The organism is Kribbella sp. NPDC056951, assembly GCF_042674205.1.
Classification (GTDB): domain Bacteria; phylum Actinomycetota; class Actinomycetes; order Propionibacteriales; family Kribbellaceae; genus Kribbella; species Kribbella yunnanensis.
This window is the reverse complement of the sequence record NZ_JBHUQZ010000011.1, coordinates 63,206-89,312: the sequence shown is the minus strand read 5'-3', so window position 1 is coordinate 89,312 and position 26,107 is coordinate 63,206. Positions and strand designations below refer to the sequence as shown.

Annotated in this window: 22 protein-coding genes; 10 read left to right on the top strand and 12 right to left on the bottom strand. The window is 64.2% G+C overall.

Going from position 1 to position 26,107, the window contains the following annotated elements; translation table 11 throughout:
• Positions 1-33: 33 nt before the first annotated feature.
• Positions 34-3,069 carry a BTAD domain-containing putative transcriptional regulator gene (locus tag ACFTSF_RS32540; RefSeq protein ID WP_380158329.1) on the bottom strand — a complete coding sequence of 1,012 codons (3,036 nt, stop codon included), beginning with the start codon at positions 3,067-3,069 and terminating at the stop codon, positions 34-36.
• 96 nt (positions 3,070-3,165) lie between these two features.
• On the opposite strand from ACFTSF_RS32540, the gene ACFTSF_RS32535 reads away from it, so the two are divergent.
• Positions 3,166-3,729 carry an NADPH-dependent FMN reductase gene (locus tag ACFTSF_RS32535; RefSeq protein WP_380158327.1) on the top strand — a complete coding sequence of 188 codons (564 nt, stop codon included), beginning with the start codon at positions 3,166-3,168 and terminating at the stop codon, positions 3,727-3,729.
• Between the two features lie 15 nt (positions 3,730-3,744).
• Positions 3,745-4,281: a dihydrofolate reductase family protein gene (locus ACFTSF_RS32530; RefSeq protein WP_380158326.1), complete on the top strand. Its 537-nt coding sequence runs from the start codon at positions 3,745-3,747 to the stop codon at positions 4,279-4,281.
• Between the two features lie 57 nt (positions 4,282-4,338).
• Here ACFTSF_RS32530 and ACFTSF_RS32525 read toward each other — a convergent pair whose 3' ends face one another.
• Positions 4,339-5,703: an FAD-binding oxidoreductase gene (locus tag ACFTSF_RS32525; protein WP_380158324.1), complete on the bottom strand. Its 1,365-nt coding sequence runs from the start codon at positions 5,701-5,703 to the stop codon at positions 4,339-4,341.
• A 284-nt stretch (positions 5,704-5,987) separates the two neighbouring features.
• Between ACFTSF_RS32525 and ACFTSF_RS32520 the strand changes: the two genes are divergently transcribed.
• Entirely contained in the window at positions 5,988-7,058 is a 1,071-nt protein-coding gene (locus tag ACFTSF_RS32520) for an alpha/beta hydrolase family protein (protein ID WP_380158322.1), read from the top strand.
• On the opposite strand, the gene ACFTSF_RS32515 is transcribed toward ACFTSF_RS32520, so the two are convergent.
• The 3 genes from ACFTSF_RS32515 to ACFTSF_RS32505 form a co-directional block, all read right to left on the bottom strand.
• Positions 7,039-7,875, bottom strand: coding sequence for a methyltransferase domain-containing protein (locus ACFTSF_RS32515; RefSeq protein ID WP_380158320.1), 837 nt, complete (start codon positions 7,873-7,875; stop codon positions 7,039-7,041). The genes ACFTSF_RS32520 and ACFTSF_RS32515 overlap by 20 nt on opposite strands.
• 67 nt (positions 7,876-7,942) lie before the next feature.
• A complete protein-coding gene (locus ACFTSF_RS32510) occupies positions 7,943-8,629 on the bottom strand; it encodes a hypothetical protein (protein WP_380158318.1) in 687 nt (228 codons plus the stop codon).
• Entirely contained in the window at positions 8,626-8,979 is a 354-nt protein-coding gene (locus tag ACFTSF_RS32505; RefSeq protein WP_380158316.1) for a hypothetical protein, read from the bottom strand. Before ACFTSF_RS32505 ends, ACFTSF_RS32510 begins: the two co-directional genes overlap by 4 nt.
• Before the next feature lie 152 nt (positions 8,980-9,131).
• Between ACFTSF_RS32505 and ACFTSF_RS32500 the strand changes: the two genes are divergently transcribed.
• A complete protein-coding gene (locus tag ACFTSF_RS32500) occupies positions 9,132-11,117 on the top strand; it encodes a histidine kinase (RefSeq protein WP_380158314.1) in 1,986 nt (661 codons plus the stop codon).
• Positions 11,118-11,157: 40 nt separating this feature from the next.
• Positions 11,158-11,805, top strand: coding sequence for a response regulator (locus tag ACFTSF_RS32495; RefSeq protein ID WP_380158312.1), 648 nt, complete (start codon positions 11,158-11,160; stop codon positions 11,803-11,805).
• Here ACFTSF_RS32495 and ACFTSF_RS32490 read toward each other — a convergent pair.
• A complete protein-coding gene (locus ACFTSF_RS32490) occupies positions 11,802-12,797 on the bottom strand; it encodes a helix-turn-helix transcriptional regulator (protein WP_380158311.1) in 996 nt (331 codons plus the stop codon). The genes ACFTSF_RS32495 and ACFTSF_RS32490 overlap by 4 nt on opposite strands.
• A gap of 61 nt (positions 12,798-12,858) precedes the next feature.
• Between ACFTSF_RS32490 and ACFTSF_RS32485 the strand changes: the two genes are divergently transcribed.
• On the top strand, positions 12,859-13,989 hold the full coding sequence (locus ACFTSF_RS32485) for an epoxide hydrolase family protein (RefSeq protein WP_380158309.1): 1,131 nt from the start codon (positions 12,859-12,861) through the stop codon (positions 13,987-13,989).
• Positions 13,990-14,239: 250 nt separating this feature from the next.
• On the opposite strand, the gene ACFTSF_RS32480 is transcribed toward ACFTSF_RS32485, so the two are convergent.
• From ACFTSF_RS32480 to ACFTSF_RS32460, 5 genes are all read right to left on the bottom strand, one after another.
• On the bottom strand, positions 14,240-14,596 hold the full coding sequence (locus ACFTSF_RS32480; protein ID WP_344161900.1) for a hypothetical protein: 357 nt from the start codon (positions 14,594-14,596) through the stop codon (positions 14,240-14,242).
• Positions 14,597-14,606: 10 nt separating this feature from the next.
• Positions 14,607-15,680 carry a helix-turn-helix transcriptional regulator gene (locus tag ACFTSF_RS32475; protein ID WP_380158307.1) on the bottom strand — a complete coding sequence of 358 codons (1,074 nt, stop codon included), beginning with the start codon at positions 15,678-15,680 and terminating at the stop codon, positions 14,607-14,609.
• 378 nt (positions 15,681-16,058) lie between these two features.
• Positions 16,059-16,745, bottom strand: coding sequence for a hypothetical protein (locus ACFTSF_RS32470; protein WP_380158305.1), 687 nt, complete (start codon positions 16,743-16,745; stop codon positions 16,059-16,061).
• A gap of 1 nt (position 16,746) precedes the next feature.
• Positions 16,747-19,083 (bottom strand): hypothetical protein, encoded by a 2,337-nt coding sequence (locus tag ACFTSF_RS32465; protein ID WP_380158303.1) that lies wholly within the window; start codon positions 19,081-19,083, stop codon positions 16,747-16,749.
• Positions 19,080-20,105, bottom strand: a complete 1,026-nt coding sequence (locus tag ACFTSF_RS32460) for a ribbon-helix-helix domain-containing protein (RefSeq protein ID WP_380158301.1) — start codon at positions 20,103-20,105, stop codon at positions 19,080-19,082. Before ACFTSF_RS32460 ends, ACFTSF_RS32465 begins: the two co-directional genes overlap by 4 nt.
• Positions 20,106-20,679: 574 nt before the next feature.
• Between ACFTSF_RS32460 and ACFTSF_RS32455 the strand changes: the two genes are divergently transcribed.
• From ACFTSF_RS32455 to ACFTSF_RS32445, 3 genes are read left to right on the top strand one after another with little or no spacing between them, the layout of a single operon-like run.
• Positions 20,680-22,611 (top strand): hypothetical protein, encoded by a 1,932-nt coding sequence (locus ACFTSF_RS32455; protein ID WP_380158300.1) that lies wholly within the window; start codon positions 20,680-20,682, stop codon positions 22,609-22,611.
• Positions 22,608-23,561 (top strand): hypothetical protein, encoded by a 954-nt coding sequence (locus ACFTSF_RS32450; RefSeq protein ID WP_380158298.1) that lies wholly within the window; start codon positions 22,608-22,610, stop codon positions 23,559-23,561. The genes ACFTSF_RS32455 and ACFTSF_RS32450 overlap by 4 nt, the downstream gene beginning before the upstream one ends.
• The gene (locus tag ACFTSF_RS32445) at positions 23,554-24,411 is read left to right on the top strand and encodes a DUF6339 family protein (protein WP_380158296.1); all 858 of its coding nucleotides are present in this window, start codon (positions 23,554-23,556) and stop codon (positions 24,409-24,411) included. Before ACFTSF_RS32450 ends, ACFTSF_RS32445 begins: the two co-directional genes overlap by 8 nt.
• On the opposite strand, the gene ACFTSF_RS32440 is transcribed toward ACFTSF_RS32445, so the two are convergent.
• On the bottom strand, positions 24,398-24,856 hold the full coding sequence (locus tag ACFTSF_RS32440; protein ID WP_380158520.1) for a very short patch repair endonuclease: 459 nt from the start codon (positions 24,854-24,856) through the stop codon (positions 24,398-24,400). The two genes, ACFTSF_RS32445 and ACFTSF_RS32440, sit on opposite strands and share 14 nt — an antisense overlap.
• 74 nt (positions 24,857-24,930) lie before the next feature.
• Between ACFTSF_RS32440 and ACFTSF_RS32435 the strand changes: the two genes are divergently transcribed.
• Complete coding sequence (locus ACFTSF_RS32435; protein ID WP_380158294.1) at positions 24,931-26,040, top strand: DNA cytosine methyltransferase; 1,110 nt, start codon at positions 24,931-24,933, stop codon at positions 26,038-26,040.
• Positions 26,041-26,107 lie beyond the last annotated feature (67 nt).

Genomic DNA, 26,107 nt, shown 5'->3' with positions numbered 1-26,107 from the left:
CTCAAAAGTACTCAGGACAGCGAATAATCTCAACTACAGAACATCCTGGAGCAGATCGAACGCTTGGCGCGGGGTCAGCAGACCGCCCTGCGCGTAGGCCGACTCGTAGGCATCGGGGCCGAGCGCGCCGCGAACGGCCTCGACCGCGCGGGCCAGATCGTCCACCTCGGTCGCAGCGCTCAGATGCTGTTCGCGGGCTCGGGTGGCGGCGGCGGAGCCGAGGAGCTGGGCCGCGAGACTCTTGTCCGGCAAGCAGGCGGCAATGCCCTCCAGGGCCCAGCAGAGGCTGCGGACGGCGTCGTACCCGGCCGCGACCTCAAAGGCCTCCGCGTGGAGCTTCAGCGCCGTAGCCGGATCACCCTTGAGCTCGAGCACGTAGCCCAGCTCGTCGAGCACCATGGACAGGTAGAGCACTGCCTCGCTCTGCGATCGCGCAGCCGCCAGCAACAACCGCAGTCGACGCTCAGCGTCGTCCAGATCGCCAGTACGCCGGGCAGCGAAGGCCAGCACGATTTCCGCGAGCGCTTGCAGCGACCGCTGTCCCTGCTCAGCCGCCAGTCGGAGCGCACGCTCACCGTGTGCTCGTGCGGCCGAGTACTCGCCCTGTCTGACCGCAGTCCAGCCCAGCATCCCCAGTGCGCCGGCCACCTCGGGCCAGAGCTCCAGCTCCTCGGCAATCTGCGCGCACTCACCATGCAGCCGTGCAGCCTCGTCGAAATCGCCAGCGAGCTCAGCGGCCGCACCAAGCCAACTCGTCGTCTGCAGCATGCCCCAGCGATCACCCAGCGACTGGAACAGCCGGAGTCCCTCCCCTGCGTCCGCTCGCAACGCAGCTACGTCGGAGCGGACGTGTGCGTGCTTCGAGCGCTCCACCAACACCGCAGCGACGCCCCACGTATCTCCGTCAGCCTCGAAGGTCTTCAGGGACCGCTCCAAGAGCACCTGACCGGTCTGGAGCTCGCCCACGTCACTACTCGTGAATGCGATCCACCACTGCCCGCGTGCGTCTGCCGTCGGCAGCCATCGCTCGCGCTCAGCAGCTGCTCCGCTATCCGCCTGCAGATACAGGAAGCCCGCACGCCAAGCACCTGCGCGCTCCGAATCAGGCAGGGCGTTCAGGGACCGTGCTGCCTCTGCCAACCGCCCGCGCAGGAACCAGTACCACGCCATTGCGTCGACGAGCCGCTCAGCCAGGCCGGACTGCCCGGTCGCAATCGCCCGATCGAACGCCGTCCGCAGATTGGCTGCGTCTTCATCCAGAACACGCAGCCAGCGGGCCTGGCCTTCACCGAACAACTGCGCCGACTCGGCGAGCCGCACGTAGTACTCCAGGTGCCGCTGCCGCACAGACTCCAACTCATTGGCCGCAACCAGCTTGTCCGTGCAGTACGCCGCCACCGACTCCAGCAACCGGTACCGCGGTCCGTCCACCCCGTGCACCGGGACAACCAGCGACCTGTCGACAAGTCGAACCAGCACCTCGAGCACGTCGTCGTCACAGACGGCCGACGCGGCTTCCGCCGTACAGCCATCCGCATGTACGGCGAGCCGTCGCAGCACGACCTGCTCGTCGGGGCTGAGCAGCTCCCAGCTCCAGTCGATCATCGCGAGTAGAGTCTGCTGCCGTGGCGCAGCACCGCGATGCCCAGTCGCCAGCAGGCGGAAGCGGTCATCCAGGCGAGCAACCAGCCCACGAACGCCCAGCGCACGCACTCGGGTCGCAGCGAGTTCCAGCGCGAACGGAATGCCATCCAAGCGCCGGCACAGCACTGCGACGTCCGCAGCGTTGTCGGCGGTCAATGCGAAGTCACGAGCCGCAGCAGAAGCACGAGCCACGAACAGCTGTACGGCGCTGCAGTCCGCCACTGCACCTGGATCCGACGCCGCGGCGGGCACGTCTAGTGGCGGTACCGCCCACACCACCTCACCTGCCAGGTTGAGTGGCTCCCGGCTCGTGGCCAGCACTCTGAGCCCCGGTGCGGCCGCCAGCAGGTCGTCAGCCAGGTCAGCGACCTCAGCAATCACCTGCTCGCAGTTGTCGAGCACCAGGAGCCGTGAGCCTAGAACTGCGGCCAGGCGCTCGACGGTGGCTGCAGTCGAGCCCGCGCTGTCCCGCAGGTCCAGAGCGGCGTGCAGTGCGTCGGTCAGCGAGTCCCGCACCGAGATCGCGTCCGGGGTCACTGCGGCCAACTCGACGAGCACCACGCCGTCCGCGAACCGATCAGCCACTGAGGCAGCAGTCGCCAACGCCAGCCGGGTCTTCCCGACCCCGCCCGGTCCAGTCAGCGTGACCAGCCGAGACGTGCTCAGACTGCTGTTGATTTCCTCCAGGGCGTCCGAGCGTCCGATGAGCTCAGACAACTGGGCCGGCAGATTGCTGCGGGCCTGTGGCAACGCCTGGGCCAGAATCGACTGCTGCAGCGCCACCAGCGGCGGGCTCGGATCCAGGCCGAGCTCATCAACCAGGAGCTGCCGCAACTCCTCGAAACTGTCCAGTGCCTCGCTCTGCCGACCAGCGCGGTACAGCGCACGCATGTGCGCCGCCCTAAGTCCCTCACGCAGCGGATGCTCGGCGACGAGCGCTGTCAGCTCACTGACCGGCACATCCGCGCGCTCAAGCACAGCGAGCCGCTGCTCGGTCAACCGAGCCGCTGCGGTCTCGACGAACGCCTCATCCGCAAAGTCCGCGTACGCCGGTCCGCGCCACAGGGCGAGCGCCTCGCTCAGCGCCCCAGCCTCAACCCGGTCCGCAAACGCCAGTGCGTCGTACGACGACTTGTCGACCGCAATCGAGTAGCCGGCCGGCCCTGACTGCACCAGTGCGCGACTACCGGGCTCGGCGTCCTCGAAGGCTCGGCGGAGCTGCGAGACCTTGGCGGACAGAGTCCCGGCGGGGTTGCCGGGCAGCTGTGAGCTCCACAGGTCATCGATCAGCCGGTCCGCGGGGACCGGACGGCCCTCATGCGCGAGCAGGTCGGCCAGGAGCGCACGCACCTTGAGGCCTTGGACGACCACGGGCTCCCCCGCGTCAGTCCAGGCCGTCACCGGTCCCAGCACCCCGAAACGCATGGCCGCACCCTATCTTTCCGGTGGTCACCGCTCTGACCGGAAAGAAACCGTAAACGCCTTCCGGCAGAGTTTGGGTCAACAGGAAGGAGGCAGGAAATGCGACTGGCAGTCATCATCGGCAGCACTCGCCACGGGCGCTTCGGACCGACCGTCGCGCACTGGCTGGCAGAGCAGGCGGCAAAGCAGTTCACGGTCGACCTCATCGACCTCGCCGTCGCCGACCTGCCGACGACACTGCTGGATACCGACGACCCGACGCCCGCGGAGGTCGCAGTACTGGCTCCGAGGCTCGCAGCGGCAGAAGCGTTCGCAGTGGTCACTCCGGAGCTCAACAGCGGCTATCCGGCTCCTCTGAAGACCGCACTGGACTGGTACTACGAGGAGTGGCACGCCAAGCCGGTTGCGATCGTCAGCTACGGCCGGGAGAGCGGGGGCCTGCTGGCCACCGCGCAGCTGCGGCAGGTGTTCACCGAACTGCAGGCCGTCACCATCCGCAATACAGTCACGCTGCCCGACTACTGGGAGCAGTTCACCGCCGACGGGGACTGGCCACGTCCGTCCGCGGGCTATGAAGCCCAGGCCAAGCTCATGCTCGACCAGCTCGTCTGGTGGGCCCAAGCACTCCGGGACGCCCGCACCAAGCGTCCCTACCAACCCTGAGAAAGAGGAAGCATCATGCGAAAGCTCATCGAGTCCACCTTCGTCACTCTGAACGGCGTCATCAGCGACCCGCAGGACTACTCCGGCCCCTACTGGGACGAGGAGCACTTCGGCTACTCCGGCGCCCTGATGGCCGAGACCGAGGCCCTGCTGCTCGGCCGGCGCACCTACGAGGGATTCGCCGAGGCCTGGTCGAGCCGCGACGGTGAGATGGCAGACACCTTCAACAGCATCCCGAAGTACGTCGCCAGCCGCACACTGACCGAAACGACCTGGAACGCCACCCTGCTGCAGGGCGACACCGTCGAGGCGATCCGCGAGCTCAAGCAGCAGGACGGCGGGAACCTGCTCAAGTTCGGCACCGGAACGCTCTCCAAGACGCTGCTGGACAACAAGCTGGTCGACGAGTACCACTTCTGGGTCTTCCCGGTGCTGGCCGACGGCGAAACCATGTTCAGCGGGCAGGGTCTGGACATCCACCACCTGGAGCTGCTGGGCACGACGACCTTCAAGTCCGGCATCGTCGTCCACAAGCTCGCACCGAAGTCCTGACAACACCTGCGCGGCCCGGTACGACGTACCGGGCCGCAGTGCTGTGTCCGTAGCTGTCTAGGGAACGATGTTCTGGTTGAGGTGGAAGAGGTTGCCCGGGTCGTACTTGCGCTTCACCTCGACCAGGCGGTCGTAGTTCCCCTTGTAGTTGTCGCGGATCCGCCCCTGGTCGTCGTCGGCCATGAAGTTGACGTAGCCGCCGGCCTCGGAGTGCTGTGCGATGTCGTCGTAGTAGGACCGCACCCATTCGGTACCGGACGCGTTCTGCGCCGGGTCCGGCCACATCCCCGCGATCACCGTGGCGAACTTCGCGTCGCGGTAGGCGAACGCCGTGGCGTCCGGTGTGACCCGATGACACGCACCGTTGATCGGATAGATGTGCACGGTCGAGTTGACGGCAGGCAGACCCGTCGCGTGCCGCAGGTGGGCCTGGATCGCTTCGTCGGTGAGCTCGGTGACGAAGTTCGCCTTCCAGTAGTGCTGCAGCCCGGCCGGGACCAGTCCGTCGAACGCGCTGTTCAGCGCCGGGTACGGCATCGGGCCGACGTGCTCGGCAACTACCGGCGCGAAGTCCCGGAACGCCGAGATAGCGCTCTCTCCCGCGTCCGGATCGCCGGCCCAGCAAGCCACGATCAGCGTGAACGGATCGCCGTGCCGGTCCTCGGGGATGAACGGCAGCGGCGGCGCCAGCTGGAACGCCGGGAACCCGCCGAGCTCCTCCGGCGCATCCTCGATCAGATCCCGGAACCCCGCCAGTACGGCGGCCGCGTCCGCCATCTCGAACAGCATCGGACCGCCGTATACGGTGGAGACCGGAGCCAGCCGGAACTCGAGTGCGGTGACCACACCGAAGTTGCCGCCACCACCGCGCAGGGCCCAGAAGAGATCGTCGTTCTCCTTCTCGCTCGCGATCAGGAACTGCCCGTCCGCAGTCACCACATCAGCGGAGATCAGGTTGTCGCAGGACAGGCCCAGGCCGCGGGCCAGGTACCCGATGCCGCCGCCGAGGGTGAGCCCGCCGACGCCCGTGGTCGAGATGATGCCGCCTGTCGTCGCCAGCCCGAACGCGTGCGTGGCCGCGTTGAAATCACCCCAGGTCGCTCCGCCGCCGGCTCGTGCGGTTCGGCTGATCGGATTCACCCGGACATTCCGCATCTCGTTGAGATCGATCACCACACCGCCGTCGACGGTGCCGAAACCCGGCACGCTGTGCGACCCACCACGTACCGCCAGCTCCAACTCGTTCGTCCGGGCGTAGTCGACCGCGGCCATCACATCGCCGGCGTTCTCGCAGCGCACGACGACCTCCGGCCGCTTGTCGTGCATCGCGTTGTAGACGCGGCGTGCGTCGTCGTACCCGTCGTCGCCGGCGGTGAAGATCTGCCCGCGAACGCGCTCTCTCATGTTCTCGATGGTGCTCATACCTGCTCCCCGACCGTCGCTGCTGATGCCACGACGCGGCCCGCGCCCGACAGACGCAACACCGCCAGATCGGTCGTCGCCGGGTGCAGCGCGAACCCCTGAGCATCCCCCCGGCAGGCGGCCGGTCTTCCCCCAGACCCGCCCACTTCCCCCGACCCTCCTCCCGCACACCCGGTTCGTCAATGCCACGGGCCGCGCTGCCACGGCGTCAGGCGAGGAACCGCTCGCGCGTTGCGGCCAGCGCTTTCGACCGGTTTTCGATGCTGAGCGGCAGACTGGAACGCATGGAGCGGCGGACGGCATTGACGACACTCGGTGCGCTCGTGGTGGCAGCCGCTGTCGGATGCAGCAGCAAAGACGCGGCAACCCCTCCGACCAACCCGGGTATCACCGGGACCACGCCGTCCGCCGGGCCATCGACCCCGCCTGCCAGTACGACGCCGACTCCCGCACCGACGCAGAGTCCGGCACCGCCGCCGAGAACGCCGGAGAGCGCTCACCCGGTGTCTCTCCCGGCATTGATGGCGAAGAAGTACGACGGGCGCGACCTCCGCCTCGGCCGGGTCCTGGCCCGGAATCCGGCTTACACCCGGTACCACGTGACGTATGCCAGCGGCTCACTCACGATCTCGGGGATCCTCAACGTGCCGAGTACGCCGGGTCCGCATCCCGCGCTCGTCCTGAACCACGGCTTCATCGACCCGGCCGTCTACACCAACGGCCGCGGCCTCGCCCGTGAGCAGGACTACCTCGCCCGCCGCGGATACGTCGTACTGCACACCGACTACCGCAATCACGCGCAGTCGTCCGATGATCCGCGCGCCGAACTCAACCTGCGACTCGGCTACACCGAAGACGTGGTCAACGCCGTCCTCGCGCTGCGAACCTCGGAGTACGTCGACCCCGACCGGATCGGAATGCTCGGCCGATCGATGGGTGGCGGGATCACGTACAACACGCTCGTCACCCAGCCCGGTCTGGTGAAGGCTGCGGTCGTGTTCGCGTCGGTGAGCGCTGACACCGTCGACAACTTCAACCGCTGGACGCGACCGAACCGTGCTGTCGCGACCGCGATCCTGCGCGCGTACGGCGAACCTGCGCAGAACCCGGCGTTCTGGCGAAACGTGTCTCCCGTGACGTTCTTCGACCGGATCACCGAACCGGTGTTGATCCATCACGGCGAATCAGATTCGACCTGCCCGATCGCGTGGTCGCGGAGAGCGCTCTCTGCGCTCACCGCTGCCGGGAAGAAGGCAACGCTGTACACGTATCCCGGCGAGGAGCACGCGTTCGGCCCGGCCTGGCCGACCTCGATGAGCCGAACTGTTGCCTTCCTCAAGCAACAGGGGCTTTGACCGCACTCACGGCGTACATCGTCAACGACAGATGGAACGCGCCACGATCGGCAGCCTCGACAATGCCCTGCGCGAACGCCTCAGCCTCCGCGGCCGTGATCGCGCCGCTCTGCTGAGCGCGGACGTGCATCATCGACACGAATCCCTGGCGTGCGCCCGACTGCGGCTCGAGCCAGGTGGAAGCGCTCTCTCCGATGATCTCGAGACCGGCGTCGGCGAGTTGCCCGCGGAGCAGACGGCCCGAGTACGGATTCGCCGCCTCAGCGAGGAAGCTGGCGACCATTCTCTGGAGAACCTCGGGATCAGCCGGGTGCACGATCGCTGTCTGCCAGTCGGTGTCGATGAGCACGATCCGGCCACCGGGACGCAGGATCCGCGCCATCTCCCGCACCGAGCCGGCCGGATCGTCAACGTGCTGGAGAACGCGCTCACAGCGCACGACATCGACCGACTCGTCATCGAACGGCAGCTTGTCCGACAGCCCGTCCACGAACTCCGCCTGGCTGTCCGGCCAACGCCGTACCGCTTCCGCCCGCAGCCCCGCACTCGGCTCGACGCCAATCGCACGCAACCCCAGCTCGGCGAACGCGGCCACGTCCTCGCCGGTCCCCGATCCAACGTCGACCGCGGTCTCCCCGGCGACCGGCGCGAGCTGTTCCAACGCCCACGCCTTCAAGGTCTGTACGGCGGGCTGCAGCGCCATCTGATCGAGCACGAACGCCATCCCCGCGGTGTCGCTCTGCGCTGCGTCGGCAATCTTGAAACTGCCGATCTGAATCTTCGCCCCAGGCTCGCCCGGCGCTGTCATCTCGCTCATTCTGCTATCCCCCTTCAGCAGCTCGAGACTAGCGCCGGACGAGCCGGCTTGTGGGTACGTCGGCCCTTTAGGGCAACGGTTCCCAGTCCTCGTCACGCAGTCGCAGGATCGCCCACCCCACCGCGGCGAACCCGACTGCTTGCAGCCCCCAACCGACCAGATCCAGCGTGTGACTGACCACGACAACTGCCGCGATGAGGTGGATCGGCTGTGAGATCGCGACCGCGATCGCCGCCCAGCGCGGCACCATCCGAGAACGCCAGAGAGCGATTCCCAGCAACACCGTTCCGAGCAGATGACCGACGACGAAGATCACGGCAGCCGCTCCGACCGACCCATGCGCCACCTCGGCAGCCTTCGCGATCGAGCCACCATCCAGCCCCGCCTGCCCGGCCGACCAGGTGAACGCATCACCAGACGCCATCCACGGCAGCGCCAGATACCCCGGTACGACGAGGATCAGGGAGAGCGCTGTCAGCAAAGGCACCCGCGTGCGGATCAGCCGGCCGACGAAGTACGCACCCGGAACCAGCGTGAGCAGCGCAATGAACCCCAGCCACAGCATCAGCGACGTACGTCCGGGATCGGCCAGCAGCTTGCTCGTGATCGTCGCCGGATCATCAACCGTGTCGTACGGCAGGAAGTACCGCAGCAACGCGACCGCCGCCGGGCCGATCGGCAGGATGAGCGCTGCGATCCACCGGGACGCCGTACGGAGGTCCGCCCGCGGCGCGGTTGCGACCGTCTGGCTCATGACACACGGACCGGGGTGCGTGCGGGCATCAGTACCGCGATGACTCCGAAGATCGTCGCGGCGACTCCGACGCCGGCAGCTGCTACTGCGCCGGCCGGTACGTCGGCCACGAAGAACGCCGGTACCGCGAGCAGAGCCGACGCCAGCCGCAAGGTGATCAGCGGCGCGAGCACCCAGCGCTTACCGCGCCAGCCCAACACGATCAGCACGAGGCTGATCAGGCCGACCACAGCGGTACCGATCGCGACCGCCATCGGCGGATGCTCTCCGTCGCTCAGCAGCGGCGTGAGCAGGTCCGCTACCGACACCAGGCCGAGGACTACGAGACCGGCCTTGTTGATTCCAGACATTTCAGTACTCCCTCCAGTTCGTCTGGAACCACCGTCGCGACTTTCGCCGGAGAACACCTGAGAGCGCTGTCCCGCGTTCTCGGGCGGTTCCCCGGCCGATCCGGGATCGTGATCCCGAGACGCCGGGACACTCTCAGGAGCACACTGCCGGTATGACAGATGGCGTGATCCCGGAGAGAGCGCGTTCTCGGCGCGTTCTGGCCGGCGGCCTGGGCGCGCTGGTGACCGTGGAGGTCGTGCTCGGGCTGGTGTTTTCAGCGGTGGCCGGATGGGGCTGGCAGGAGATGCTGGACGGGTTCGTGCTGACGAACGGCCTGATGGGAGTCACGTTCGGTCTGTGCGGCGCGGTGATCGCCTGGCCCCGACCGAGCAACCCGATCGGCTGGCTGTTCATTGCCGACGGCATCGGCCACGCGACGACCGCCCTCTGCGGCCCACTGGCTCCGGTGCTGGCCGACGCCGGTGCCTCGCTCTCCGCGCAGCGCCTGGTCGTCACCGTCGCCCTCTGGGCCTGGCCGTGGTCGATCGGCCTGTTCCTGCCGCTCGCGCTGCTGCTGTTCCCGACCGGAAGAGCGCTCTCTCCGCGCTGGCGCTGGGTCTCGCTCGGCGTCATCGTCACCGCTCCGCTGTTCGTGATCGAGATGGGCGCAAGCGGCGAATCGATCTCCAACGGTCTCCCGAGCGGGTACCTGGCGATCCCCTCGTACGCCGACCTGCAGCCACTGTGGACCGCCACCGAGATCCGCAATCTGCTCGCGCTCCTACTGGCGATCAGCTGCCTGGTGATCCGCTTCCGCCGCGCCGACGAGACCGGCCGCCGTCAGCTCCTTTGGTTGCTCTTGGCATCGGTCATCGCGCTGCTCTTCGTCACACCCTGGGGCCTGATCGCTGGTACGCCGATCTTCGTGCTGCTGGCGATCCCGTTGATCCCGATCGCCGTCGCAGTCGCGATCGTGCGCCACCAACTGCTCGACATCCGGCTGGTCGTGTCCCGCGCGCTGACCTGGGGTCTGCTGACACTCGTGGCGATCGGTTCCTATGCGGGTATCGCGGCGATCCTCGGTTCGCTGATCCCGTCGCGGGTCGGGCGCTCGGCAGCGGTCACGGTTCTCGTGGCGCTGATCATCGCCCCGATCCTGCCGCGTCTCCAGCAACTCGTAGATCGCGCTCTCTACGGTGATCGCCGCGATCCCGCCCGAATCGCGTCCCGGGTCGGCGAACAGCTGTCCGCCGGACTCCCCGGCGTCGTCGCCGCGATCCGTTCCGGCCTCCGGTTCCCGTACACCGCGCTCGCGGTCGACGGCACAGCCATCGCCGCCGACGGCACCCCGCCACAGATCGTCGTACCGCTGGATCTCGAGTACGCCGGTACGTCGGTCGCCCAACTGCTGATCGGAGTTCGCTCCGGCGAGAAAGCGTTATCGGCCGCGGATCGTGATGTGCTCGCATTGGTCGCCGTACCGCTGGCTGTCGCGGTTCATGCGACCCGCCTGTCGAGCGAACTGCAGTCGTCCCGCGAGAAGCTGGTCGCGGCACGCGAAGAGGAACGGCGCCGGATCCGGCGGGATCTGCACGACGGACTCGGCCCGACGCTGACCGGGGTCGCGTTCACCGCCGACGCAGCTGCGAACCTCATCGAGACCGATACCGGCAAGGCTCGCGATCTGCTCACGACGTTGCGGACTGATACCCGCACGGCGATCGCCGACGTCCGGCGCCTTGTCGACGACCTCCGCCCGCCTGCCTTGGACGAACTCGGGCTCGTGGGCGCCTTGCAGCAGCGAGCGGATCAGCTCGCGTTCCGCGCCGATGGCGCGTCGATTCAGGTCGAGGTCGCAGCGGATGGGTTGCCGACACTGCCCGCGGCATTGGAGGTAGCGGCGTACCGGATCGCCACGGAAGCGCTCACCAACGTGGTCCGGCACTCCCGTGCGACCTCCGCGGTACTAGCGTTGCGCTGTGGCGACGACCTGGAAGTCGAAGTGACCGACGACGGCCCACCCAACGGCGCCTGGCGCCCCGGCGTCGGCCTCCACGCCATGCGCGAACGAGCCGCCGAACTAGGCGGCGCCTTCGAAGCCGGCCCAACCCCCACCGGCGGCCGAGTCCGAGCAAGCTTCCCCCTGGAAACCCCATGACCCCCACCGCGCCCACAGAGAGCGCTTTCTTGGGATCAGCATGGTGATCCGGGTGGTGTTGGCTGATGACCATCCGGTGGTTCGGGCCGGGTTGGCGGCGTTGTTGACGTCGTTGCCTGGGATCGAGGTGGTCGGGGTGGCGGCGACCGGGCGGGAAGCGGTCCGCGAGGTGATCACCAACCGGCCGGATGTCGCCGTACTCGATCTGCAGATGCCTGACCTGGACGGGTTCGCGGCCACCCGTGAGTTGGCACGGTCGGCACCCGAGGTCGCCGTACTGGTGTTGACGATGTTCGAGGACGACGACTCGGTCTTCGCGGCGATGCGAGCCGGGGCGCGCGGTTATCTGGTGAAGGGCGCAGAACAGGACGAGATCGCCCGGGCGATCCGCGCGGTCGCCGCCGGTGAGGCGATCTTCGGACCCGGCGTGGCGCGCCGCGTGCTCGGGTTCTTCGCCGCACCGGCGCCCGCAGCCGAACCATTCCCGGAACTCACCAGCCGAGAACGCGAGATCCTCGATCTCCTCGCGGCCGGGCTGTCCAACCCGGCGATCGCCGACCGCCTGCACCTCGCCTCGAAGACCGTGGCCAACAACGTCTCCGCGATCTTCACCAAACTCGGCATCGCCGACCGCGCCACCGCGATCATCCAGGCCCGCAACGCCGGCCTGGGTACCGACGCCAGCTAGGAGATCGCCCGGAGATAGCGCTCTCCGAGGATCTTCAGGTGGTCGACCAAACCGGCCGGCCCGTCGACGCGGAAGTCGAGTCCGAGCATCCCGACGTAGATCGCGATCATCTCCAGTGAATCCGAGCCGGTAACGAGCACACAGGTCTCTTCGTCGACCGACTCGACGACTCCGACGGCTGCGTGGATCCGGCTCAGTACCTGCTCGGCGGGCGCGAACACCGTGATCCGCGCGTGCACGTTCCACCCGGTCGACGCGACATCGCGCAGTACGAAGTCGGTGTAGTCGTCGCCCGGCATCGGCCTCGGCACATATCGCATACCTGTTGCCATCCGCAACGACATCCAGTCGGCGCGATAGGTCCGCCACTCGTCGTGCTCGTCGCGGGCGACGACGTACCAGAAGCGGTTCCAGCTCACCATCCGGTACGGCTGCACGAGCACCGGAAGATCCGACGTACGGGCAGATCCGGCGTCGCGAGAGAGCGCTCCCTGGGGGATCTCGTAGTCGAACCGCAGGTAGTGCTCGTCGCGGATACACGCCGCGATCGTGCTCAGGAGAGTCGGCTCGATCTGCGGCGCCTCGACGTTCGTCCCGGTGTCATCGGGTCCCTTCGTCGTCGCTTGATGCACCGCGTTCACCTGACGCCGGAGCCGATGCGGCAGGACCTGCTCGAGCTTCGTGAGAGCGCGCACGCTGCTCTCCTCCATCCCGGCGAGCCCGGCACCGGTCCGCAGCCCGACCGCGACCGCAACCGCTTCCTCGTCGTCCAGCAGCAGCGGCGGCAGCTTCGCGCCCACCCCGAGCTTGTAGTGACCGGCCGGCCCGCGCGCCGCATCGACCGGGTACCCGAGCTCGCGCAGCCGGTCGACATCGTTCCGGATCGTCCGCGTCGTCACCTCCAGCCGCTCGGCCAACTCCGCCCCAGTCCATGCAGGCCGCGTCTGCAACAGCGCCAGCAACGAGAGCAACCGCGACGACGTCTCCAGCACTTCCCAAACTCCTCGAGTAATTAGGAACCTAATGTTCCTATACGGATCATACGGTGAAGCCATGACAACGAACGAGAACATCCGGACCTTCACCGTCGACATCGCCCAGAGCGACCTGGACGATCTGCACGCCCGCCTCGAGCGGACGCGGCTGCCCGAGCCGGCCCCCGGCGACAACTGGGACTACGGCACCCCGAACCACTACCTGCGGGAGACCGTCGACCACTGGCGCAACGGTTTCGACTGGCGCGCCCAGGAAGCGCGGATGAACGAGTTCCCGCACTACCTGACCGAGATCGACGACCAGACCGTGCACTTCATCCACGTCCCGTCGAAGGTCGAGGGCGCGACGCCCCTGCTGCTGGTGCACACCTACCCGGGCTCGTTCGTCGACTTCCTCGACATGATCGGCCCGCTCACCGACCCGGCGGCGTACGGCGGATCTGACGAGGACGCGTTCTCTGTCGTCGTACCGTCGATTCCCGGCTTCGGCTTCAGCACCCCGCTGGTCGACCGCGGCTGGACGATGGCCCGGGTCGCGAAGACGTTCGACACCTTGATGCGCCGGCTCGGGTACGACTCGTACGGCTCGCACGGATCCGACGGTGGCGCGATGGTCTCGCGGGAGCTCGGCGTACTGAATCCTGAAGGCTTCCTCGGTCTGCACGTGCTCCAGCTGTTCTCGTTCCCGTCGGGTGACCCGGCCGAGTTCGAGAAGTTCACGCCGGAGGACTACGCGGCCCTCGAGCACCTCAAGTGGTTCCAGTCGGTCGGCGGCTACAACGCGATCAACTCCACCCGCCCGCAGACCGTTGCCGTCGGCATCTCCGACTCCCCCGTCGGCCAGCTGGCCTGGAGCGAGCTCTTCAACAGCTTCGGCAACGGCACCAGCCTGGTCTCCCGCGACCAGATCCTGACCCAGGTCTCCCTCTACTGGTTCACCAACACCTCGGCCGCCGCCGGCCGCTACCACTACGAAGAGGCCAACGCCGGCACCGAGCCTCAGCCCAACCTCGCCCCCACCGGCGTCGCAGTCTTCGCCGACGACTTCAAGACCATCCGCCCCCTCGCCGACCGCGACAACCCCAACATCGTCCACTGGTCCAACTTCTCCGAAGGCGGCCACTTCGCCTCCCTCGAGCGGCCCGCCGACGTGACCGACGACCTGCGCAAGTTCTTCCGCAGCCTGTAGAAACACCAGAAGGGGCCGGTCCGCAACGGACCGGCCCCTTCTCAATGCCCGATCTCCTTCGGGCCGGCCCTGTCAAGCACGAGGATCCCGGCCGGAAGAAGTCTCGGTTGGAGGGAGCCCGGGGTGCCGGGCACTCCGGGCTCCTTTGGGCTCCGCCCATCCGGAGGGTATTCCGGGCAGAGCTTCCTCTGACGAGTCACCCCGCCGTTCGACTCCGACGCTACTCCGCCCCCAACTCGCCCCACAACGTTCAAACGCTCCCTTGGCTACCCACCAGAAACGCCTCGATCTCCTCCGTGTTGTCATCCACGGTCGCCCGCTGCACCTCCAGCGAATCCGCCCCGATCGTCAGCACCACCCGCTCCGGACTCTTCCGCCGATGAATCCAGTCCCGCAACGCCCCCACCACCGTAGGAGCCGCCCCACCCGCAAGCCCCACCGCAATCGCCTCGCCCGGCATCTCCTGCGTAGCCAAGTCCTGCTCAGCCAACTCCTGCCGAAGAAGCTGCAGCGCCTTCCCCTTCAGCCCATCCCCCGCCCGCACCAACACCCAACGCCCTTCGCCCATCCAGTCCTCCAGCCCTGTGGATACTTCCCACACTGACACAGCTTGGACGCTAGTTGTGGTTGCGCGCCGCCCGGTGGTAGCGGTCGCCGACCGCGCGGACTGCTTCGGCAAGCTCCGGAGCATCCAGTACTTCGAAGTCCGCATCCATCAGGCCGAGCCAGAGCGCCAGCTGATGCGGGTTGTCGGAGCCGAGCTCCACAATGCACGTGTCGTCGTCAACCACCTCAGGCTCAATCGGCATCGGCATCCGGTTCCGCACGTAGAGACTCGACGCCTCCACCTTCACCCGCGCCCGGTAATGCCACGACGCCTCGCCGACAGACCGCCGTACCAGATCTCCCGCCTCTTCTTCGCCGAGCTCCCGCGGCGCGAACCGAGCCCCATTCGGACTCTTGATCCGCATCCCGTCAACCCGATACGAACGCCACCCCTCATTGCCCCAAGCAACCAAATACCACCGCCGCCCCCAAGCCACCAACCGATGCGGCTCCACCACCTCAGCCAGCCCCACGCTGCCCGCCGGCCCTACGTTGTCTGCCGGCGCTACGTTGTCCGCCGGCGCTGTGTCGTCTGCTTCGGCCCGCCCCTCGCGCGGACTACTCCCGTCCTGCGCCGTCCCCCAAGCCCCACCCGCCGCCTCAGCCACATACTCGAACCGCAGCCGCTCCCGATCCCGAATCGCCCCAGCCACCGCCGTCAACACCTCGGCATCAACCTGCGGCCCACCCCCACCAACCGCCACAGTGGCCGCCGAAATCGCCCGCACCCTATGCCGCAACCGAGAAGGCAACACCTGCTCCAACTTCACCAACGCCCGAACAGACGTCTCCTCAATCCCCGCAATCCCACCCCCAGCCGCGGTCCGCAACCCCACCGCGACCGCCACCGCCTCCTCGTCATCCAGCAACAACGGCGGCAACTCCCCACCAGCCCCCAACCGATACCCACCAGCCACCCCAGGCCGAGCCTCCACCGGATACCCCAGCACCCGCAGCCGCTCCATGTCCGTCCGCAACGTCCGCGTAGAAACCCCCAACCGCCCCGCCAACTCAGCCCCACCCCAATCCCGCCGCACCTGCAAAAGCGACAACACCCGCAACAACCGAGCCGACGTCTCCAACATCCCCCAATCATCCCACCAATCGCGGCAGGTTCACTTCCGCAATCAGAACCGCAACTCCCGTATCCGCGTAAGCGTCTCGAATCAGTGGCGCCGGATGTCCGCAGACTGGCCCTCTCGTCCACCGACCCGAGTCATCGAATTGCGGGCCGCTGCACGAATACATCTTCGAGCGCAGTCGTCTCGCAGTGGCTGAGAGAGCCAACGACCTGATGTCGTTGGCGAATCCTCACGGTGCGTATCGGCAGGTGGGGCTCTGGCGGCGCACTGTGGTCGCGATGTAGGCAAGGAGGGCGAACCTATTCAGCCGACATCTCCTGCTGCGAACGGACTAGCTCCCAGGCAGCGGCAGCAGATTGATCAAGTGAAGACGCATTCACCCTAGAACAGGCGATCTTGGGATTGAGGCAACCGCTTGCCCCTCGAGGCAGTGGATCTCTTGCCACGACCGAACGCGGCATGCTCTACCAGAATCGCGTCCGCAAGCTGGACGGTAGATGTGACCGAACCGGCACAAATCACCAACAGATCGCTCCGGGCAGGGTCAATGTCGAAGCGACATCCGGCTCGCGCCACTAGTGGCTCCAGCGCGCGCGCCCGGAACTCATCGATAGCGACAAGCACCACCGGCCGCTCAGACCAGGCTGTGGAGCCAAGATGACCACGGCAACTCGCGGCTGGGAATGCTCCAATGGCCGACAGTGCATAAACAAGGCCGCCCACGCCGAGATCGAGACCGTCTAAGAACGGCCCGGCGTCACCGAGTAGTTCCTGGAGACCTCGCTGCTCGACAGACGCGAATTCCGAGCCATCGACGTCATAATCCTCGATCGCCGAAACTATCAGGTCGAACTGTTCCTCGGACGTAGCGAGGCCGCTAACGGAGGCGAGAATGCTCTGTTCTGCCTCGAGGTATGACCTCGCCTCGCCGGCTGGCGTCCGGAGGATCGGCCAGACATCGCGGAAGAAACCAAACCCATCCTCGCCGATATCGCTTGGCCTTGGTGTCCAGAACGTCGCCTGCGGTGGGAGCGCGGTATAGCCTGAAGGCTCGTGGTGGGGAATCACGTTAGTCCTCCAGCTCTCTGGCCAGGCGGTCATATTCCGGCATTACGCTGAGGACGGCGCGTGCTGCTGCCCGTTGGCCAGCGCCAACCGCCGCTTCATCCATAGGCCTACCTGCTTTCTGGCTCTTGCGTGCATCTTCGTCGATAACAAGGAGGGCAACTCCAACGCCGACGGCGTAGCGGTCACGCGTCGCCTCCTTCCCCTCGTCGGTCAGCTCCGCAGCACGTGCGGCGGTGTATGTCTTCAGATGCGAGTATGTCCGGTTGAGCACGACGGTCGGTATGTCTCCATCGACAGAGGCGAGCTCCTTGTACTCCTCCCTCTGCTCTGCGAGATCCTTGGCTGGAACCATTTCGATCTGGCCGACAGTCGCCGGAGTCCAGTCCTCCATCTCGGCGTCACTCTTCCAAATCATTGCTACGAGACCACCGTCTCCGGACCCGTGCTTGCCGGAGCCCTGACCAGATGTCGCGCCACTATCCTTCGGCTTGATGACCTCCTGGATATCTAGTTTGGTGGTCCAGTCGAAGCGCGGCCCCAACCCACCTGCAGACTTCGACCATGGGGCTATCTCGGCGTTGATCATGTACGGACCAAGGTCAGCACCATCCGGCACGGCGATAGACACACGGACTCGACCCGATCGTAGCTCGCCGACAGTGATCTCATCGGCCCCAATGTCGGGATGATCGCAGGTAACGACGAGCTGTCCGCGGCGATCGCGACCGAGGAATCCGTCCTTTGCATTGAGCTTGAAGTAGAGGCCTTTGACCTTGCCAGGTTGAGCCTCCAACGTTGTCGGGCCTTCGAAGTGCGTGGGGTCGTCATAGAGGTCTTCCGGTGGCGTCGGTTCCGGCGTCTTCCGACCCCGCCCGCCACTCCCTCCGACTCCAGTGCTGCCGATAGTGAAGCCCTTGGCCTTGAATGCACGTGCAATCTTCTCCGCGATCGCGATCGTCGGGCGGCTGTTGTTGTCGCCGGTGATGGCCTCCCGAATGAGGGCTCGGTTGGCATCATTGAGAGCCGGCCATTCATCGAGGAAGGCGGCAATTTCCTTCTCCAGACGCAGCGCCACTGGGCTGCTGACGAGCTGCGCGCGATCCGCCGTAAACAGCTCTGTCCTCACCTCGATCGGAAGGGCATCACTTTCAACAATGACGAGAATTCGATCATAGAGCTTATTGAGGCGAGTGTTCTGCTTAAAGCCCAGCGGTGTCCAATGAAAATGAGCCTGCCCATTGGACGTGACAAGAAGAGAGTGCCCGTGAGCCACAAAGTTCCTTCGCTCCCCCTTATCATTTCTCTTAGCGAATATTCGAAATCGAATCGGCAGCTGATAGGTGAGACCTTCATGATTGAACGGAAGCGTGTCCACACCTTCCGAACCTGGCTCACCCGGGTTGTCGTTCAGTCTTCTCTCAAGCCCACCGAGCACCTCGTCTCGATTCGCTCGCGTGATGTTGTTGCGATACCTTGTCGGAAGAACGGGACGGTAGAGTCGGGTGTTGAGAATAGTATCGAATGACTTTTCGTCACCAGAGCGCCGACCAAACCCTTCCGTGTCAAACGAAATTAGGGCCAAGTGCGTTCCCGGCTCAAACGAAGGATACTCAGAAGCCCGAACTGAGAAGGGTACAGAGGAGCTCCAGGTAGCTGGGTCGTCTTCATCCCATGGCTTCGTCACGAGATAAGATGCGTTAACAGTCGTTCGAACTCGATTCCACTCAACAATTGCAACTGAGATCAAGTCTGCCTCGTTGCTCTTCAACAGATCCGGGTGACGTCGCGTAACCAGCACTACGACCCTTGCATTTCTGTAGGTAGTCGCCCCACCTAAGCCGAAGGTTCCTTGCTGCCAGTCGCATCCATCCTTGTGCTTCGATCCGACTCGAAAGATTCCCTGCGGCACCTCGGCAGGCGTGATTCCACAGCCCTGGTCTCGCATCACAATAGTGACCCGCTTCTTACCTGTCCGCTCAGCGGCTCGATCAATCGAAACCGAGGACAACTCCGCCTGCTCCTTCTTCGTCATCCCGGAGAACAACGATTGCGCCGCCTCATGCGGCGTTGCGAACGGCGCTGCCGCGCGAGATTTGTACTTCTGAACAGCGAATCTCTCAAGAACAGCATCTTGCATATTTGTCACAACTTCGAGCGCCTTGTGATCGTAGCTCGCGCCGCTGCCTGTGAGAATTCCTTGGTTATTCCAGGTGTTACCAAGCGGCCGCTGATTCCGTGCACCGATAGCTGCCTCGATCATGCGCTGGACCTCTAGCGCCTCCGCTTCAGTGCGAGCCGCTAGCGCAAGTTCGACGATCCGGCGTCTATTGACAGTCATGGGTGCACTCCATTCAGTTGATCGAGACCAAGAGGTGTGAGGTGATACTTCGCTTTGACTTGCTTAGGCTCGACCAGTCCCCACTCCCGCGCTCGAGCGATATAGCCGGCGGCATTCGTAGAAAGCTCGCTCTCTGTCCATTCCGGCCATCCTCGAGACAGACTGTCAAGCACACCCTGACGACTTGCCCCGTCGCGCCCAACGGCCCGGAGCACCGCCACGAATCCAGCCCAATCCGCAGGCGCGTGCAGGGCAAGGTGGTCCAGGAACGCCGCTGACTCGTGGGCCTGATGCGGCTCGGCGATCGTCAACCCCGCTATAGCAGCAAGCAGTGACAGGCCGTCCGGAGTCACCCCGATCAGCGGTCCCTCAGCTCCGCCAGGAATCAGGGCAGCAACACGCCACTCGAAGAGCGGACCACTTGTGACGACTTTCCCGCGGTCGTCGTAACGGTAGCCTCCGACAGCAAACGTCTGGAATCCCATCTCCGCAGCCTTCTTCTTCGCCCGGTTGGTGGGGAACAAGGCTGTCCTCTTACCTCCAAAACGCCTCTCGATCTCGAGTAAGAGTTCGCCAAACTTCCACGCCTCCTCGGAGACCTCAGTTAGATAGGCCTGAACTGGCATCGGAACGGTCGCGGTGAGGTCGGCAAGGCGCGACAAGGCCCACAGCGAGGGAAAGTCTCGATTGTGGAGGCCGAACAGGGCCTGCCCCTCCGGCATGGCAAATTCGCCACCGGGCGAGACCCCTGCGCCAGACGCGGGCCGCGGCAGCGCAGTCATCGATATCCCGCTGATGGCCACCTCATGTGCACCCGACGTCCCCGCAACATACCCGCGGGACGGCTCGGCGGGGCTAGCCGGCGGCGGACCCGAGTCCTCCTCCTGTTCGACCGTCAGATCGAGGACACGCTCCTGGATTGCATCCACGATGAACTCCGCGCGAGTGGTGTACCCACCCACACCCTTGAGGATCACGGCATCCATCTCGCGGATCAGAGAGACCGGGAGCGGGATCCGCATGACTCGTTGGTCAAACTGGCCCACATCCTCACCTCCTTCGCTGTTCTATACCGAACATACTTGCCGAGCCCGTCAGGTATGTCAAGCATATATGGTATATAGGTTGATCCATCTGTCCCTGCGAGGCTATATATCTGACTATACTCCACGCGAGCATGCTGAGAGGGGAGCACGAAGCCCTGCCCCGCACCCTCGCGCGCCCGCCCCGTCTCACGCTCAGGCGGGAACACCGCGACCCGGGGATCCGGTCGTCAGCAGGCTTCAACCAACCTCAGGCTCGGGCGACGACGCCGGATCTACGCCGGCCGGCTAGCGACGTCCGACTGGCCAGCCGGACCTCCGCGCCGGCCACACTGGGTCAACCGCTAGGGACAGGTAGTTGTTGACCTGGTCGGAGAAGTGTTCAAGGATCATGGCGGCGCTACAACATGAACGAGCTCTCATACGACGCGTCGACGGCGACGCATATTCGAGGCAGATGCGGCAGGATATGTCCGGATTGTCCGCCAAGATTCTGGCGGACAATCCGAAATAGTGGATCCAGCGGATTGACGACGCAGGGAGGGCGTAATCAATGGCCTTGATCTGGCTGTGGGATAGGCAGAAACGAAACTACGGAAATTTTGGCAATGCGAATCAGTGGACCGTGAATGCTGGTCTTTCATCATTAGCACGGGAGAGCGCACAAAATACGAATGACGCCAGACGAGATGATCAACCAGCAGATCTCGTCTACACATTCGTACGCCTAACCGGCGACCAGCGACGCGACTTCGAGACAGCTGTCGGCTGGAATGGCGGCCTGCATACGCATTTGACGGCCATGGGGGATGCAGCAGGCGGAGCGGTTGCCGCCGGGCAAATCAAGGCTGGTTTGGAGGCTCTGGACGAGAGCAAGGCCCTCTTACTGCTAAAGATCTCCGACTATGGCTGCCACGGATTGACCGGACCGGAGTTCGCCGGCGATGGCCTCATGCCAGACGACTACGGGAACTTCATCAAACTTTGTAGGCTTGATTTGTTCAGCGGCAAAGATAAGGCCGCTGGCGGATCCTTCGGACTCGGAAAGGCTGTCTATTGGCGATTTTCACGACTACAAACCGTGCTGTTCAACTCGGTCCTGCACAAATCGTCGGCTGTGGCCGGGCGAACCGAGAACCGCGTCTTCGGCGTGAACCAGGGTGTTGATCACCATGTCGACGGACAAGGCTATGTGGGCCGCGGCTACTTCGGCATCCCTGACGAAGATGACGTCGCCTCCTTTTGGGACACGAACAGCGACATCGTCGGACAGTTGCACCTTGCCCGTGCGGACTCGCGGCCGGGAACCACAGCGTTGCTTGTCGGGTTCTACGATCCAGATGAACCCAACAAAGGTCTTGAGGGCGGAGCCGAGCTGATCGATCTCGCCAAGGAGCTTCGCCGCGGCGTCGAGGAAAGCTTCTGGCCACTCCTCACCCGGGGAAGATTGAAAGTCAAGATTCAGGTCATCGACGACGGTCTCATTTATGATGAGATGGTCGACCCCGGCGAAACCTTTACAGAGTTGGTACGAGCACTGCAGAGATTCGACGGGGGTCTTATCGACCCTACTCTGGACGAGCCAAATTCGGTCGTCGTTCGCGACATACCGATTAAGGTTTCGGCCAGACGCGACTCTGGCGACCCTCATGACTCTTTTGTGCATATTGCAAAGCTCGTCGTGACAATGTCCGATGATGATCGGGACACGCTCGAAAATACTGTCTGCTTCCTTCGCAGGCCGGAGATGGTGGTACAGACCGTCGGCCGCGAATTTGAGGGACGCGTTTATCACGCTTTTCTGCTTGCTGGTGCCGCAATCCGTCCTGATGCGCCTTCAACCGAAGACCTGCGCGCCGACGACTTCCTCCGGTTTGCTGAGCCACCAGCTCATGACCGGTGGATTCCGGGTGCCGGCCGAGGGCAGATATCACAGGCCAACCTGACTGCACGATATCTTGCCCCCTGGCTGCCGAACCTGAAAAGCGTTGGCGACGAGGTTCTAAAAGCCCTCTTCGAACTCTTCGACACCGTGCCAACCTCGGACGAAAAGGGACCAGAGGCGATCTTCCGCAATCTACGCTTTCTGCAAGGCGAGGCAGGCATCGGCGGCGCCGGTGGAGCACTCAGACGCCCAGAGATTCGAGTGACAGATTGGCAAGTCGTCGAGGACTGTTGGAATGTGATATTCGAGATTCGAGCTAGAAATCGTCCCGAAGGCTGGAGCATCGAACCCCATCTCTGCCTCGTGGGTCTTGACGGTCGGGGCGACAGAATAAAGTGGGAGGAACTCGATGTATTGTCCGGGGCTGTCGTTGACGACGACGGAATCAACCTATACCCCGCACGACGTGGCCGCACTCTCACTGCGGTGATTCGAGGAAAGTCTGGACGGAACCTACCGATTCCCGCCGCGGAGTCTTCTGTCGATGTCCTGATAGGTCGTTGCTCTCCGCTTGTAGAGCCGATGGGAGTCGGCGAGTGACGCTCAAGTTTGCATGGCCACAATTCCGCGAGGCATGGCAGCTCCAGCTCGAGGTATTGCGTTTGGATGGCAGCCCGTCTGAGGCAACAGTTGACAATGAAAGACGTCGGATTAGGCTCGACGCAGTGGCGGACTGGACCGAGGTCGAACTGGAGGCGACGGCCTCGACGACGGAGCGCTGCCCGACTACCATCGGCGAGCTCGCCGCCCACGTTCTTGTTTCTTGCAGTGGGACTAACCTTCGGCTTCCGGTTCCCCTCGATCAACAAGATCAGACCCGCTTCAACGGCATCATCGTGATCCCGCGAGCGCTCGTCGTCGGCACCATCGACATCCGACTTGAGGTTGTAGGCGTCAGTGAGCTCTCACGTCTGGTTGGTCAGTCCGAGCCATGGACCCTCGTTGTGGACAGCTCACAGGTGCCACCTGCTCCAGGCGTTCCTCCGTTCCGCACGATCTGGATCAATTTCAACGACTCGAGTGCCCCAGCAGCGGCCCGCGAGGCGCCGACCTCCCATGCCCTGATGGACCTGACGACGCCCGAACCGATCTTGCTGCTCAACTCCGGAGTCGACGGGTTACATAGCCTGCTCAGCTCCAAGAGCCCAAAATTGGAGAGGCGCCGCCATCGGGACAGCATCGCCGCAGGAATCGCCCGGTACGCTGCGAGCACGCTCTTCAGGGCGGCTGCTGGCGAGGTGTCCGCAACGGATGACGAAGCGCCTGCGCCTCCCGCAGACCGCCTGGGCCGACAACTCTGCGAAGCGATCTCTGCGGAGATGCTGCGAGTCTCATCTGTCGATGAGCTGTATGACGAATTGGCACGGCAGACGCGGATGACAGCCATAGATCGAGCCTACCTTTGGACAGACATCGATTCGGCGATCGACCGCCTCACGAATCACTCAAAGGTGATCGCTGGAATTTGCACGGAGGTACTCCATGTCTGACCGGAGAGATGCGCATCGATTTACCCGGCAATTAAGCGATGACGATCGCCGAATATTTCGCACTGGCACTATCCCTGCGGGAGTGCATGAGGAGCCCGTGACTCGGTCCAACGGCCAACCGATTTCATTGGATGTGACTCGAGACCTAATGTCGAAATTCGAGCAAGAGCGGCGCAGTGGAAAGTGGGACAAAGACCGCGCCGTGAGCGATCGATGGCTTGCTCCGCGGCTGCACCACGCGCTACGTCTCACGAGAAGCCAGGCATCCGACCGTGGCCTGTGGCATTGGCTTGCCCTCGTGGTCTGCTCCGACTATTCCGAGTGGCGATGGACGGGAAAAGGTGGAGTTGCTGCAGACCGGTGGTACGGCCCCATCCATAAACAGTCATTGGCTCGCCTATGGTGGGGGGCCGAAATATTTCGAGATGGCGCCGACTATTCGCCTGTCGAGCGAGCTTTTATCCGTCAGGATTTGCCGAACAGCTATCTGCATCGACCTATAGTTAGGTGCAGGTCACTCGCCCTCGGAATTGTCGAGGTCATCGCACCGACCGACGGAACAATTGTTTTGTCTTCGGATCAGGTGAACGACCTCGCACGCGTCATCAATCTCTGCACATCTGGCCGGCCACCCGAGGCCGAAGTTGGATACCAGGTCGATGATCACATCGCCGCCTTGGGATGGGCAGACGAGGATCCAGCGGCACCCAACGATTGGACGCATCTTCCTTTGGGTCCCCGTGCGGTTGACACGACCGAGAGATCGGTCGTCGCAGGCAGGGGCATCGCTGCTCGCAGCCTGCGATATGCAGAGGGGAATCTCTATCCGCCAGATGCTACTTCCGCCTAGCGCCGCGCTCCGCGGATGCATGCCGCACTGCTCGAGCTATCACAGCTGCCGCTTCCGCGACATGTTCGTGCTCCCAGACCCTAATGACAGTCCATCCCAGCCCGTCAAGGTGAACGTCGGTCTCGCGGTCCCGCATGCGGTTTGCCTCCAGCTTGCTGCCCCACCACTCTGAGTTGCGCCGAGGTGAGGTTGCATGCTGGGGACAGCTGTGCCAGAAGCACCCGTCCACGAAGACCACAACCTTCGCACGCGTGAAAGTGATGTCGGCGCGGCGGCGCGGCAAGCCTGGAAGGGGATGGTTCACTCGATAGCGCAGCCCCATAGCGAAGAGCTTGCGCCTGAGCATCAGCTCAGGCTCGGTATCCCTTCGTCGTTGCGTAGACATCCTTCGGGACACAGCTTCGTCTGCGGGCCGTACCCCACTGTCCACGCTCACAACAACCATCCTCGCCGATACCACAGTTAGCGGCACCATCACTACAATCGCACCGCGCTCGCGCGCCGGCGTGCGATTTGTCGATGCCAGCACATAGTGTGCGGGGTGTGACTGACGCACGCACGCCGATACGCCTCCTTGACCTGTTCGCTGGCGCTGGTGGCCTCACGTCAGGCTTCCGTGCAGCCACGAAACGTTACCAGGTGAGCAGGGCCGTCGAGAGCGACGTCGCAGCTGCTGCGTCGTACTCAGCCAATTTCGGTGCAGACCATGTATACCAAGGCGCCATAGAAGATTGGCTCGCCAACGAGTCAGTCCCCGAAGTTGATGTTGTGATAGGCGGTCCTCCCTGTCAGGGGTTTTCGCTCCTCGGGAAACGTGATGCACTCGACAAACGGAACGGCCTGTGGGCTCACTACGCCGAGACCTTAAAGAGGGCGAAACCGAGGTACTTTGTGCTAGAAAATGTGCCCGCCTTCTTTCAGTCCGAGCAATTCGAGCAGCTACGCGAATCTACCTCGCCCGGCGGCCTACTCGAGGAGTACGACTTCCATGCCGAAGTAATGAACGCTGCGGATTTCGGAGCTGCTCAGATCCGAAAGCGCGTACTTGTGATCGGGTGGCATCGGGACCTAAAAGCGCCAGCGAAACTACAGAAGACACATCTCGACCATCATGTACCCATATCTGAGGTTCTTGCCAAGGTGCCACAATCAGCAAGGTCGATTGACCTACCTGACAGGCTGACAACTGCCTTCGGCAGGTCAATTCGCGGAGTCTTCAAGACATCAGATCTTCACTTGTCTCGAAGGTACGAGAAACTGTCTATGGAGAGATTCTCACACATCCCCCCGGGGGGGAACCGATTCAATCTGCCGGATCATTTAAAGGCACCATGCTGGCTAACTCACAAATCGGGCTCCGGCGACGTGATGGGTCGCCTGCATTGGGATCGACCATCGGTTACGATCCGCACAGAATTCTTTAAGCCAGAAAAGGGCCGCTATCTACATCCCACCGAGAACCGGGCGATCACACACCTTGAAGCGGCGTTGATTCAAGGATTCCCGGTCAGCTACAAATGGTGCGGCAGCAAGGTCGCGATTGCTAGGCAGATCGGCAATGCGGTACCGATCAAGCTAGGTCAGGCTATAGGGCGGACTATCAGCGCCGAGTTCGATTCTCAGAGTTGACGTCTCCGAACCTTCGTCTGGAAGAGGCAGACGATCGACTGGCGTGCCGGAGCGTTCAGACAGACCG

Coding starts and splice junctions, on each gene's coding strand:
- ACFTSF_RS32530 (WP_380158326.1), top strand. CDS start 3,745: ATGCGAAAGCTCATCGAGTCCACCTTCGTCACTCTGAACGGCGTCATC.
- ACFTSF_RS32520 (WP_380158322.1), top strand. CDS start 5,988: ATGGAGCGGCGGACGGCATTGACGACACTCGGTGCGCTCGTGGTGGCA.
- ACFTSF_RS32515 (WP_380158320.1), bottom strand. CDS start 7,875: ATGAGCGAGATGACAGCGCCGGGCGAGCCTGGGGCGAAGATTCAGATC.
- ACFTSF_RS32435 (WP_380158294.1), top strand. CDS start 24,931: ATGCCAGCACATAGTGTGCGGGGTGTGACTGACGCACGCACGCCGATA.
- ACFTSF_RS32525 (WP_380158324.1), bottom strand. CDS start 5,703: ATGAGCACCATCGAGAACATGAGAGAGCGCGTTCGCGGGCAGATCTTC.
- ACFTSF_RS32540 (WP_380158329.1), bottom strand. CDS start 3,069: ATGCGTTTCGGGGTGCTGGGACCGGTGACGGCCTGGACTGACGCGGGG.
- ACFTSF_RS32495 (WP_380158312.1), top strand. CDS start 11,158: ATGGTGATCCGGGTGGTGTTGGCTGATGACCATCCGGTGGTTCGGGCC.
- ACFTSF_RS32440 (WP_380158520.1), bottom strand. CDS start 24,856: ATGGTTGTTGTGAGCGTGGACAGTGGGGTACGGCCCGCAGACGAAGCT.
- ACFTSF_RS32485 (WP_380158309.1), top strand. CDS start 12,859: ATGACAACGAACGAGAACATCCGGACCTTCACCGTCGACATCGCCCAG.
- ACFTSF_RS32475 (WP_380158307.1), bottom strand. CDS start 15,680: ATGTTGGAGACGTCGGCTCGGTTGTTGCGGGTGTTGTCGCTTTTGCAG.
- ACFTSF_RS32500 (WP_380158314.1), top strand. CDS start 9,132: ATGACAGATGGCGTGATCCCGGAGAGAGCGCGTTCTCGGCGCGTTCTG.
- ACFTSF_RS32510 (WP_380158318.1), bottom strand. CDS start 8,629: ATGAGCCAGACGGTCGCAACCGCGCCGCGGGCGGACCTCCGTACGGCG.
- ACFTSF_RS32535 (WP_380158327.1), top strand. CDS start 3,166: ATGCGACTGGCAGTCATCATCGGCAGCACTCGCCACGGGCGCTTCGGA.
- ACFTSF_RS32445 (WP_380158296.1), top strand. CDS start 23,554: ATGTCTGACCGGAGAGATGCGCATCGATTTACCCGGCAATTAAGCGAT.
- ACFTSF_RS32460 (WP_380158301.1), bottom strand. CDS start 20,105: ATGCGGATCCCGCTCCCGGTCTCTCTGATCCGCGAGATGGATGCCGTG.
- ACFTSF_RS32455 (WP_380158300.1), top strand. CDS start 20,680: ATGGCCTTGATCTGGCTGTGGGATAGGCAGAAACGAAACTACGGAAAT.
- ACFTSF_RS32465 (WP_380158303.1), bottom strand. CDS start 19,083: ATGACTGTCAATAGACGCCGGATCGTCGAACTTGCGCTAGCGGCTCGC.
- ACFTSF_RS32505 (WP_380158316.1), bottom strand. CDS start 8,979: ATGTCTGGAATCAACAAGGCCGGTCTCGTAGTCCTCGGCCTGGTGTCG.